Raw genomic sequence first — 10,692 nt, 5'->3', positions numbered from 1 at the left:
CTCCACTTCACAACCGGAGGCCTTCACCTGTCAGCACGACAGGCCGCTCCTGGTCACCTCGACTCGGGACAACGTCCCTGGACATCACAGCTAGCACGCGCATTCGTGCCCCGGAGCCGATTCGGCTCCGGGGCACGCTGCATTTTCCGAGACCGCAATTGTCCGAAGAGGACAATCGCCGGGGCGGCACCACGGCCGGTAATCGCGTGACCCTATTTCTGCCACTACCGCAGAAAAATGATCTTGGGTTCCGCCGTCCGGCCGAATTCCGTTCGCGTTCCGGTTTGATTCCCCCGATTCCGGTTAGGGTGAGCGCCGTGGTCCCGCGCTCGGCAGATGGGGGAGTTGTGACCGGTCCGCACCGATACCCGGTGTCGCATTCGCATTCGTATTCATCGGCTCGGCCATCCGGAGTAACGGCGGTTCTCGCCGGTCTGCTCGGTTTTCCGGCCGCGGTCGCCGCGGGATACGTGCCGGTCAAGATCTTCCTCGACATGCCGGCCGAATTCAGCCTGGGCGCGCTGCCGGCCTGGGTGCTGGTGGACCTCGCCGCGTACCTCGTCGCCGGATTGGTGCTGCTCCTCGGTTCGCTGGCCACGCTGTTCCGCGCCACGGCGGGCGCGGTCCTCCTCGGCCTGGGCGCCCTGCTGGCCATCGGTGCCCTGCTCACCGAGCCGATGTCGGTCGGCGTGCCGCCGGCCCGCTTCGCGGACGCGATGTTCACCCACGGCGGGTTCGCCATGGTCGACCGCGTCGGCTTGGCGGCGCTGGCGGTGCTCGTGCTGGTGCTGGCGTTCCTGCCGCCGACGTTCCGCTACCTGCGCTACCGCACGTCGGTGGTCCCGGCGCTGTCCGGCCAGGGCGCGTATTCGTCCCGGAGCTGGTGAGTGACGGTCACGGCCCCGCCCCGGGCGGCCACGGCGATCGTCGCCGGCGTGCTCGCGGTGCTCGACGGCGTGTGGTTCCTGCTGGGCACCTTCTGGTGGAGCCTCGTCACGGGGCTGGGCCAAAGCGACCTGCTGGTCCCCGGTCAGATCGCCGACGCGGTCATCGGGCTGCTCCTCGTCCTCGGCGGGGTGTCCCTGCTCGCGCGCGTGGCGGCGGGCCGGGTGCTGTGCCTGTTCGCGGCGGGCCTGGCGCTGGTGGCCACCGTCGTCGACGCGGTGCTCCGCAGCCGGCTCGTCCTCTTCCTCGTGGGCGGCCCCACCGGGCTGGGCGACCCCCTGGTGCGCGGGATCGTCATCTCGGCGCCGCTCGTCGTGCTCCTGGTGCTCGCGGCCTTGCCGGACACCCGCCGCTGGACACGCCGCTGAGATCCATCCCACCTGACGGGAATGTCAGGGGTGGCCCGTACGCTGAACCAATGGTGGACGACTACTCCGTACTAGGCTTCGAGACCCGCGCCATCCACGCCGGTCAGAAGCCCGACCCCCGCACCGGCGCGGTGATCGTGCCGATCTACCAGACCTCGACCTACGCGCAGGACGGCGTGGGCGGGACCCGCGAGGGCGACTACGAGTACTCGCGCACCGCGAACCCGACCCGCTCGGCGCTGGAGGAGGCGCTGGCCTCGCTGGAAGGCGGCCGGCACGCGCTGGCCTTCGCCTCCGGCATGGCCGCCTCCGACGTGGTGCTGCGCAGTACCCTGCGCCCCGGTGACCACCTCGTGCTCGGCAACGACGCGTACGGCGGCACGTTCCGCCTGATCGACAAGGTGCTCAGCCTGTGGGGTGTCGAGCACACCGTCGCCGACCTGGCGAACCTCGACGAGGTGCGCGCCGCGATCCGGCCCGAGACCAAGCTCGTCTGGTGCGAGTCGCCGACCAACCCGATGCTCGGCATCGCCGACATCGCCGCGCTGGCCGGGGTCGCGCACGACGCCGGTGCCCGCCTGGTCGTCGACAACACCTTCGCGACGCCGTACCTGCAGAACCCGCTGGCCCTGGGCGCGGACATCGTCCTGCACTCGACCACCAAGTACCTCGGCGGCCACTCCGACGTCGTCGGCGGCGCGATCATCACGAACGAAGACGAGTTGCGCGAGCAGTTCTTCTACCTGCGCAACGCCGCGGGCGCGGTGCCGGGGCCGTTCGACGCGTGGCTGACCCTGCGCGGCATCAAGACCCTCGCCCTGCGCATGGAGCGGCACAGCGACAACGCCGAGAAGATCGTCCAGGCCCTGGTCAAGCACCCGAAGGTGGCGAAGGTCTACTACCCGGGCCTGCCGGAGCACCCGGGCCACGAGACGGCCGCGAAGCAGATGCGCCGCTTCGGCGGGATGGTGTCCTTCAGCCACGTGGACGGTGAAGCGGCGGCCCTGGAAGTGGCGAGCCGCACGAAGCTGTTCATCCTCGCCGAGTCGCTCGGCGGCATCGAGTCGCTGATCGAGCACCCGGGCAAGATGACCCACGCGAGCACGGCCGGCTCGACCCTCCAGGTCCCGGCCGACCTGCTCCGCCTCTCGGTCGGCATCGAGGACGGCCGCGACCTGGTGGCGGACCTGCTGGCCGCCCTGGGCTGACGCTCAAGCACCCACGTCGAGGCCGCCGCCGTAGAGCCGGTCCACCCGGAGCGTGATCACCACGCGGCGGTCCTCGACCATGTTCCGCAGGAACGCGGCCTCCGCCTCGGGGTCACTGAACGGTGCCTGCATCGCGAGCAGCGTCCGGCCGGTTTCGTCACCGGGCACCGCGCTGACCGGCGACACCTCGGCCACGCCCTCCGCGACCGCGAACGCCAGGTGGTCGTCGCTGCTGACGTACAGCGACGCGTGCGGGTCGCGCGCCAGTTGGCGGACCTTCGCGCGCCCCGCCGTCGACCCGATCCGCACCACCCGCTCGTCCGGATCCCAGGCGTAGGCGACCGTCGACAGGTGCGGGAAGCCGCCGCGGTTGACGGTGGCCAGCGCGCCCAGGCTGTGGGCCGCGAGCAGCCGGCTGGACGCTTCTTCGGTCGGCTTGGCGGGGCCGGGACCGCGGCCCGGCTCGTAAACGGTGGTCACCCGATGATCATCGAGGACCCGAACACCCCACGGAAGAAGACACTTTCCTGTTCCGGGGGCACATCGAGGTAACCCGCCAGGTCAGGGGCTGTAGTTCCCGTGCACGACACCGCCGGGCGACGACGTACCGGTGGCGGGCAGCTTCGCGCCGTCGACGCAGCCGCCGACCAGCTCGACGTGGCTGTCGTGGCGGATGTACTGCGCCGGCGACCCGCAGGACGCGCTGTCCACCGTGATGTACGCGGCACCGGTGAGCGCGGCGGCCGAGGCCAGCCCGATGACCAGCGGCAGCAGGCCGGCTGAGCGGGTGGCGCGCGCCCGTCGGGCCGAGTCCGCGTCGTTCCCCGCTGCCATGGTCGCTCCTTGTTTACCGCGTGTTGACGCGACCCAGGGTACCCGGCTCACGGTCCACTCAACCTGTGGAGTTCCTGAGTGGCATAGTCCGGCCCATGGAACTCGTCACCCTCGAGCGGATCCAGGCCGCCCGGGAACTCCTCAAAGGAGTGACCCGGGTGACGCCGATGGAGCACGCGCGCGACCTGCGCAAGCTTCACGGCGGTCCGGTGTACCTGAAGTGCGAAAACCTGCAGCGGACGGGGTCGTTCAAGATCCGCGGCGCCTACACGCGGATCCACGGCCTGACCGAGGCCGAACGCGACCGGGGCGTCGTCGCCGCCAGCGCCGGCAACCACGCGCAGGGCGTCGCGCTGGCGTCGTCGCTGCTCGGCGCCAAGTCCACCGTCTTCATGCCGCTGCGGGCCCCGCTGCCGAAGCTGGCCGCCACCCGCGGCTACGGCGCCGACGTCCACCTGCACGGCGCGCTCCTGGAGGAGACGCTCCACGCCGCGATCGAGTTCGGCGAGCGGACCGGCGCGGTGTTCATCCACCCCTTCGACCACCCGGACGTCATCGCCGGCCAGGGCACGGTCGGCCTCGAGATCCTCGAGCAGGTGCCGGGCGTGAAGACCATCCTGGTCGCCACCGGCGGCGGCGGGCTGGTCGGCGGGGTCGCCTCGGCGGTGAAGGCGCTGCGCCCGGACGTCCGCGTCGTCGGCGTCCAGGCCGAGGAGGCCGCGGCTTACCCGCCGTCACTGGCCGCGGGCGCGCCGGTGCGGCTGAGCACGACGTCGACGATGGCCGACGGGATCGCGGTCGGCGAACCCGGCCTGGTCAGCTTCGCCCACGTCGAGTCGCTGGTCGACGACGTCGTGACGGTGTCCGAGCAGTTCCTGTCCCGCGCGGTGCTGCTGTGCCTGGAGCGCCGGAAGCTGGTGGTCGAGCCGGCCGGCGCCGCGACGGTCGCCGCGTTGCTGCAGCACCCCGGGATCTTCGAGCCTCCGGTCGTGGCGGTTCTCTCGGGCGGCAACGTCGATCCGGTGCTCTTGCTGCAGATCATCCAGCACGGCATGACGGCCGGCGGCCGCTACCTGCGCCTCCACCTGCGGGTCCCGGACCGCCCGGGGTCGCTGGTGGGCGTACTGTCGTGCGTCAGCGAGCTGGGCGCGAACGTGCTCGACGTCGAGCACTCTCGCATCTCCGGCAGCCTCGACCTCGGTGAGGCCGACGTCGTGCTCGCGCTGGAGACCCGCGGCCCCGAGCACTGCAAAGAGGTCGAGTTCGCGCTGACGAACGCGGGCTACACGGTTGTCTGAGGGGTTTCTCCGGTTATGGCCGCCAGGGCCAGGTCCTTGGCGGGCTCCGGGACGTCCGACGGCGCGGTGAAGCGCCGGGCCCGGATGTGGGCGACCAGGTCCGGGTCCGGCGGCACGCCGTGTTCACGCAGGTAGTACGCCACCGCGCCGGGCCACGCCCAGGCCCCGTCGGTGCGGAAGTTCATCGGCACGGCGTCCGCGCGGTCCGGTGCGAAGGCGTCCGGGCCGTTGCTGCGGGAGGCCAGGATGACCGGCGCCGCGTCGAGGTAGGCGAGCACCCGCTCGGCTTCCGCCGGGAGCAGCGGCGCGCGCCGGACCAGCGGCTTGCCCGACGCGTCGAGGCCGTCGTAGATCCGCGGGGTGCGCACCTCGCCGGCGGCGGCCGGCGGGGTCAGCCCCGCGCGCTCCCGCAGCCAGGCCGGGATGTGCTCGTCGGCGCGCGGGAAGAACCGCAGCTCGTCCTGGAACCCGATCGGCGGCGGCTGCTGCCGGAACGGCGGTTCGAGGTCGGGCCGCACGAAGTCGACGTCGGGCGGCCGCGCCGGCTCGAACACGAGGATAGCGCCGAGCCAGGTGCCGAAGCCGGGCCGGTACATGCCCGACCGCAGCACCCCGAGCAGCCGCACCGCTTCCGGGTGCGGCTGTCCGGGCCGGGGCACGCCGTCCGGCCCGGTCACCAGCAGGTCGGTCTCGACGTGCCGCCCGGCGGCCCGGTATTCGACGCGCACCTGCCGCCACCCCGGCGGCACCTGCGCGGTCAGCACCGCTCCGAGCTGGCGGACGATCTCCTGCTGCTGGTCCGGGCGCAGCGGCCCCGGTGGCTGGGTCATGACGCGGAACTCCCGGTGTCAGTTGCCCGCCGCGCGAGCCGCTTCGAGCCCGGCGCGGTACCAGTCCGGCATGGACGCCTCGTCGCGCGGGAAGCGTTCCTGTTCGGTCGCGAACTCGCCCGGCTCCGGCGGCGGCTGGAAGTCCGGCTGGTTCTCGTAGTTGTACTGGATGGTGAAGCGCGACGGCGGTTCGAGCGTGTAGCGCGCGGAGAACCAGGTGCCCTCGTTCTCGGTGTACATCCCGCCGCGCAGCCGCTGGAAGGCGCGCCACACCTCGGCGGGCGGGTCCCAGACGCGCTCCTGGCCGTCCGGCCCGGTCAGGCCGACGGCGACGTCGATGTTCCGGCCGACCGCGCGGAAGTCGATCATCAGCTGCCGCCAGCCGGGCGGCAGCGCGTCGACCAGCGCCTTCGTGATTCCGTCCAGCTCTTCCTTCTGCTGGATCGGGTCGAGCAGCGGCCAAACGGGCATGCGCGGGTTCCTCCTAGTGGTTCGGGGCGGGGGCCATCATGGCACGGCGGGCGGGGTCCGCTGCTGTTCGAGCTGCTCGCCCTCGGCGAGCAGTTCCCGCAGCCACGGCGGGATGTAGGTGTCGTCGCGGGGGAACGCTTCGAGGTCCCGCGAGAACGCGGTGGGGTGCAGCGGCGGCCACCAGCGGGGGTCTTCGTCGTAGTTGTAGCGGAACTCCGGCGCGGCGCCCGCCCGCAGCTCGACGGTCGCGGAAAACCACGTGCCCCGCCCGGGTTCGTACATCCGCGCCCGCAGCCGCTCGAAGCCGTCCTTGACCTCCGGGGGCGTGACCATCGACCCGTTGCGGCCGTCGGCCAGCTGCACCTGGAGCGCGTAGTCGTCGGCGAGCACGGTCGAGGAAACGGTGAGCGTGATCCGCGCCCAGCCCGCGGGCGCGGAGCCCGCGAGCGCGGCGGCGATCCCGCCGGTGAGGTCGTCAGGCATCGGCGCTCTCGCTTCCGTACGGCGTCTTCGGGCCGTAGTTGATCTTCGACGGGTCGTTCTTGAACACGCGCTCCTGGGTCTCCCGCGAAAGCTCGATCGGCTTGCCGTTCGCGTCGAGCACCAGTTCGCCGTTCGCGTCGACTTCGTAGGTGACCTTCTGCCAGCGCATGGTGACTTCCGCGGGAACGCCGCCCGGCAGCTCGCCGGTGGTCCGGACCTGGTAGTTCTCGATCTCGTGGCCGGGGCGGGCGGCGTATTCGCCGAGCGCGACCTCCTGACGGCGCCACGACGCGTCGTGGATCCACCCGTCGCGGTTGTTGCCGCTGTTGGACGCCGCCATCTGCGAGTGCATGTTGACGTACTCGCCGGGCCCGCCCATCTCGTTGGCCGCGAAGTGCCCGCCGGCCCACTTCACCTGGTCGTAGTCGGCGTCGCCCTTGAACGCCTTGCGGCCTTCGCCGCCCGACCGGTTCTGGGACGCGGTGTCGCGGAAGTCCTCGTTCTGGCCGCCGAAGTGCGGCTCGCCCGACATCGCGACCGGCCGGCCGTGGTCGCCGATCTGGAAGTCCCAGTGCTTGTTCGCGTCGTGGAAGTTGGCCACCCGGTACTGCGCGCCGGGGAGCAGCGGGTAGCGCAGATCGGGGTTGTGGAACGGCGCCTGCGTACCGGGCGTCGCCTCGACGTGCGTCACCCGGCCTTGCGAGTCGGTGAAGAAGTGGCTGGTGGCACCGTTCTTGTAGGTCACGTTGTACTGCGCGTCCGGTGCCAGCGGACGTTCCCCGCGCAGGACCTGCGGGACACCGTCTTCGGTGAGCTTCGAGTTGCGCGTCCGCGGCTCGACGTCCTCGATGTCCTTCGGCGACTCGATCGGCGGGTGGTCGCCGGGCCGGTCCCGATGGCCGGCGTAGTGGCTGTCCTCGTGCCGGTCGAAGGTGACGAACCGTTCGTCGAACTCCCGCGTGTTCCGCGGGATCGACCGCGGCTGCGGGACGTCGTCGTAGGGCAGCTGCTGCTGGTCGGGGGTGTCGTTGTCCCCGCGGTGCTGCGCGCTGTCGGCGTCGACGTCGTGCTGGTCGCCGTGGTGGCTGTCGGGCGCGAAGCCGTCGTCGCCCGCGCGGTGCGTCGAGCCGTCGGGGTGGTGGGTGTTCCACTCGCCGTCCGGCGGGATCCGGGGCCGCATCCGCCCATCGGGGCCGATTTCGTAGTCGGAGGAGAAGACGCGGCCGTGCGAGTCCGTCCAGGCGGGCTTGGTCGGGGCCATGACCTCGGTGTCGAGCTCCCGGGAGAGCCGGTGCGCGAAGTCGTTGGAGCTGGCATCACACCCGATCAGCCGGATCGGGCGCCCGTCGTAGTCCCCGTTGCGCCGCAGGATGTCGGCGAATTCCTCGGGGGTGTAGAGGCGATCGCCGATCCGCGCGTGGCCATCGGGGGTGACGTGCACGTCGACGGTGTAGCGGCCATCGGGGTCGGGCTGGACGCGGTGGGGAAGGTCGCCCATGTCCGGGTCACCGGCGTGGTAGGAGCTGCCCGAGGGGGTGCTTTCGGCGTGGCGCGCGTTGACTTCGTCGGGGGTGAGGGGGCCGTCGTGGTGCGGGGTGGCGCCGTCCGGGGACGTGTTCTCGTGCGGCGTGTTCTCGTGCGGGTTCTGGTGGGTGCCGTTCTCGTGTGGGGCGCGTTCGTGCGGGGTGTTCGGGTGGGGCGCGTTTTGGTGCGGGGTGCGGTCGCGCGGGCCGGGGCCGTTTTCGTGCGGCCGGGCGCCGGGAGCGCGGGTGTCGGGGGCATGCGTCCCGGGCCCGAACCCCCGGGCGGCGGGAGCGGGAGCATCCGGAGTCCGCGGACGGCCACCGCCAGGCAGTTCCCCACCGGCGCGCGGCCGGCCTGGCGCGTCGACGTGCGCGCCCGGGCTGCCAGGGGTCCCGGTCCAGCCCGGCCCACCTCCGGTGCGCGGAGAACCCCCGCCGAGGCCACCACCGGGCCCACCTCCGGGCGGCATGCCACCGCCGCCCATCATCGGAGCGCCACCCTGAGACGGGACGGAGGCACCATCCCCACCCCGAGCCGCGGGAACGGCGGCCCCGGGCTCCCCGGCCCGAGGAGGGGCGGGAGCGGTCCCACTGGCCGCGGTGGACCCGTCAACCCGAGGCGGCGCGGCGCTGCTGGGCGAGTCGGCCCCGGAGTGCGAGCTGTCCCCGGCCCGGGAGGACGAGCCGGCGTGCGAGGGACTGCTGTCCCCGGCTCGGGAGGGAGCATTGTCCCCGGAGCGCGTGGGGGTGTTGTCGCCGGTGTGCGAGGGACTGCTGTCGCTGCCGCGCGAAGGCGTGCTGTCGCTGCCGCGCGTGGGCGAGGGGCTGCCGTCGCCGGTGTGGGAGGGGGTGCTGTCGCTGCCGCGTGTGGGTGAGGGGTTGCCGTCGCTGGCGTGGGAGGGGGTGCTGTCGCTGCCGCGTGTGGGTGAGGGGTTGCCGTCGCTGGCGTGGGAGGGGGTGCTGTCGCTGCCGCGTGTGGGTGAGGGGCCGTTGTCGCCGGTGTGGGAAGGGGTGCTGTCGCTGGCACGTGTCGGCGAGGGGCTGCTGTCCCCGGCGTGCGAAGGGGTGCTGCCGCGAGCCGGCGACGGGCTGCCGTCGCCGGTGTGCGAGGGAGTTCCGTCCCCACCCCGCACCGCCGATGGGCCCGAGTCGCCCGACCGAGTCGGCGAAGCGCTCGAGTCGCCCGCGCGCGACGGAGAACCATCCGCGGCGCTCGAAGCAGAACCGTCCCCCGCGTGGGACGGCGAACCCTGCGGAGCGGAACCCTCGCCTGCCTGCGCCGGCGAGCCGTCGTCCGACCGGGCCGCCGATGGCGATCCCTCTCCGGCGCCGGTGTGGGAGGGCGAACCGTCGCCGTCCGGGGAACTCGACCCGTCGCGGCTCGAACTCCGGCGGGACCCCAGGTCCGTGTTCATCGGATCGGAACTCGGTGAATCCGCTCCGTCGCTCGAGGAAGAACCGTCGCCACCGGAGGAATCGCCGCCGGTACCGCCCTCCGAACCGTCCTCGCCGTGCGATCCCCCGTGCGCCCGGCCGTGGACCCCGCCACCCTCCTTCGGGATCTTCCGGACGAACCCGCCCTCCTTGACCTTCAGCCCGTCCAGCCCGCTGACCTTGCCGAGCACCTTCCCGAAGACCTTCGCGATCTTCTCGAACAGGTCCACCAGCTTCGACAGCAGCGGCGACACTTTCCGGATCGTGTCCGTCAGCTTCTTGAGCAGCTCACCGATCTTCTTGCCCCACTTGGCGATCGCCGCCGACGCCTGAGCCACCACCACCGGTGTCCCGAAGCCGAGGGAGAAGACCTCCTCCATCACCCACGCGATGAGCTTGCCCACCAGGTCCGCGATCAGCTGCCGCACGGTCTCGCGCACGAACGACACGACCTGGCCCATGATCATCGTGACCGTGCTGATCGCCCCGGCCACCGTCGCCGCGCCCGAGAGTGCGTCCGAGTGCTCGGCGGCGAACGCGCGGTACGCGTCCGCGCCCGCTCCCGTCCAGCCCGTCGTGCCGTTCTTGACCGCGTTGTCGAAGTCGGTTTTCCGCTCGCCGAGCGCCTTCGAGACGTTGCCCCAGGTGTCCGCATAGGACTGGATCACCGGCGGGTTGCCCGCCACCGAATCCAGCATGTCCTTCAGCGGCTGCACGTGCTCCATCAGAAACGACGCCACCGACGACATCAGGTACCCGAACGGGTCGATCGCCGCGCCGGCGATCTCGCCCGCCAGCGACAGCATGCCCAGGCCGCCGGAAACCCAGTCGCCGTCCTTGATGCCGTTGAACGCGTCCATCGACGACTCGGCGATGCCGATGCCGCCGGCCCAGCCGTAGTCGCCGTTGCCCGCCGTGAACGCGCCCGGCCCGTCCGGGTCCTTCTTGGCGTCCGCGACGAGCGGGTTCCCCTCCGGCATCACGCACCGCCCGCGGACTTGTTCAGGTCGTCGGCGACGCCCGTCTCGTACCGGCGGTAGGCCGCCGCGGCCTCGCGGACCTTGCCCGACACCGCCGTCATCGCCTGCACGGCGTCCTTGAGCGCGTCGATCCCGTACTGCTCCACCGGGTCCAGCATCATCCGGAACGGCTGGCAGAGGATGCCGTACGCGTCGGTCGGCATGCTCACCTGGTTGGCCGCGTCGACGGCCTGCTGCAGCCCGTCACCGATGGCGTCGAGCTGCTTCGCGTGCGCCGTCAGGTCGGTGCTGAGTTCCACGTCCGTCATCGGTTTCCCC

The 10,692-nt window shown here is 72.0% G+C and carries 11 protein-coding genes; 4 read left to right on the top strand and 7 right to left on the bottom strand.

The features are described 5' to 3' along the window. Positions 1 to 470: 470 nt before the first annotated feature. The 3 genes from ACWDN5_RS34365 to ACWDN5_RS34355 are packed head-to-tail and all read left to right on the top strand — an operon-like array spanning position 471 to position 2,521. Entirely contained in the window at positions 471 to 887 is a 417-nt protein-coding gene (locus ACWDN5_RS34365) for a hypothetical protein (protein WP_449679212.1), read from the top strand. Further along, positions 888 to 1,313, top strand: coding sequence for a hypothetical protein (locus ACWDN5_RS34360; RefSeq protein ID WP_449679211.1), 426 nt, complete (start codon positions 888 to 890; stop codon positions 1,311 to 1,313). It abuts the gene before it with no gap. Between the two features lie 50 nt (positions 1,314 to 1,363). Continuing rightward, a complete protein-coding gene (locus ACWDN5_RS34355; protein ID WP_310973619.1) occupies positions 1,364 to 2,521 on the top strand; it encodes a cystathionine gamma-synthase in 1,158 nt (385 codons plus the stop codon). Positions 2,522 to 2,524: 3 nt separating this feature from the next. On the opposite strand, the gene ACWDN5_RS34350 is transcribed toward ACWDN5_RS34355, so the two are convergent. Together ACWDN5_RS34350 and ACWDN5_RS34345 are read right to left on the bottom strand one after the other, a co-directional pair. Beyond that, positions 2,525 to 3,001 carry a TIGR03618 family F420-dependent PPOX class oxidoreductase gene (locus ACWDN5_RS34350; protein WP_449679210.1) on the bottom strand — a complete coding sequence of 159 codons (477 nt, stop codon included), beginning with the start codon at positions 2,999 to 3,001 and terminating at the stop codon, positions 2,525 to 2,527. Between the two features lie 81 nt (positions 3,002 to 3,082). Then, positions 3,083 to 3,355, bottom strand: coding sequence for a hypothetical protein (locus ACWDN5_RS34345; RefSeq protein ID WP_310973616.1), 273 nt, complete (start codon positions 3,353 to 3,355; stop codon positions 3,083 to 3,085). 95 nt (positions 3,356 to 3,450) lie between these two features. Here ACWDN5_RS34345 and ilvA point away from each other — a divergent pair, with 95 nt between their 5' ends. Next, positions 3,451 to 4,653, top strand: coding sequence for a threonine ammonia-lyase (gene ilvA / locus ACWDN5_RS34340; protein ID WP_449679209.1), 1,203 nt, complete (start codon positions 3,451 to 3,453; stop codon positions 4,651 to 4,653). Here ilvA and ACWDN5_RS34335 read toward each other — a convergent pair. From ACWDN5_RS34335 to ACWDN5_RS34315, 5 genes are read right to left on the bottom strand one after another with little or no spacing between them, the layout of a single operon-like run. Next, positions 4,638 to 5,483 carry a ferredoxin gene (locus ACWDN5_RS34335; protein ID WP_310973614.1) on the bottom strand — a complete coding sequence of 282 codons (846 nt, stop codon included), beginning with the start codon at positions 5,481 to 5,483 and terminating at the stop codon, positions 4,638 to 4,640. The two genes, ilvA and ACWDN5_RS34335, sit on opposite strands and share 16 nt — an antisense overlap. An 18-nt stretch (positions 5,484 to 5,501) precedes the next feature. Beyond that, complete coding sequence (locus tag ACWDN5_RS34330; RefSeq protein ID WP_310973612.1) at positions 5,502 to 5,954, bottom strand: hypothetical protein; 453 nt, start codon at positions 5,952 to 5,954, stop codon at positions 5,502 to 5,504. A gap of 36 nt (positions 5,955 to 5,990) precedes the next feature. Then, positions 5,991 to 6,437: a hypothetical protein gene (locus ACWDN5_RS34325; protein WP_449679208.1), complete on the bottom strand. Its 447-nt coding sequence runs from the start codon at positions 6,435 to 6,437 to the stop codon at positions 5,991 to 5,993. Next, positions 6,430 to 10,374 carry a hypothetical protein gene (locus ACWDN5_RS34320; protein ID WP_449679207.1) on the bottom strand — a complete coding sequence of 1,315 codons (3,945 nt, stop codon included), beginning with the start codon at positions 10,372 to 10,374 and terminating at the stop codon, positions 6,430 to 6,432. The genes ACWDN5_RS34325 and ACWDN5_RS34320 overlap by 8 nt, the downstream gene beginning before the upstream one ends. After that, on the bottom strand, positions 10,374 to 10,682 hold the full coding sequence (locus tag ACWDN5_RS34315) for a type VII secretion target (RefSeq protein ID WP_310973606.1): 309 nt from the start codon (positions 10,680 to 10,682) through the stop codon (positions 10,374 to 10,376). Before ACWDN5_RS34315 ends, ACWDN5_RS34320 begins: the two co-directional genes overlap by 1 nt. Between the last annotated feature and the right edge of the window lie 10 nt (positions 10,683 to 10,692).

This window comes from Amycolatopsis sp. NPDC003731, from assembly GCF_053586895.1.
This window is presented reverse-complemented; position numbering and strand designations above follow the sequence as displayed.

What these genes read in the sequence shown, in the direction of transcription:
- ACWDN5_RS34330 (WP_310973612.1), bottom strand. Translation starts at nt 5,954, where the DNA reads ATGCCCGTTTGGCCGCTGCTCGACCCGATCCAGCAGAAGGAAGAGCTG.
- ACWDN5_RS34325 (WP_449679208.1), bottom strand. Translation starts at nt 6,437, where the DNA reads ATGCCTGACGACCTCACCGGCGGGATCGCCGCCGCGCTCGCGGGCTCC.
- ilvA (WP_449679209.1), top strand. Translation starts at nt 3,451, where the DNA reads ATGGAACTCGTCACCCTCGAGCGGATCCAGGCCGCCCGGGAACTCCTC.
- ACWDN5_RS34345 (WP_310973616.1), bottom strand. Translation starts at nt 3,355, where the DNA reads ATGGCAGCGGGGAACGACGCGGACTCGGCCCGACGGGCGCGCGCCACC.
- ACWDN5_RS34335 (WP_310973614.1), bottom strand. Translation starts at nt 5,483, where the DNA reads ATGACCCAGCCACCGGGGCCGCTGCGCCCGGACCAGCAGCAGGAGATC.
- ACWDN5_RS34320 (WP_449679207.1), bottom strand. Translation starts at nt 10,374, where the DNA reads ATGCCGGAGGGGAACCCGCTCGTCGCGGACGCCAAGAAGGACCCGGAC.
- ACWDN5_RS34355 (WP_310973619.1), top strand. Translation starts at nt 1,364, where the DNA reads ATGGTGGACGACTACTCCGTACTAGGCTTCGAGACCCGCGCCATCCAC.
- ACWDN5_RS34315 (WP_310973606.1), bottom strand. Translation starts at nt 10,682, where the DNA reads ATGACGGACGTGGAACTCAGCACCGACCTGACGGCGCACGCGAAGCAG.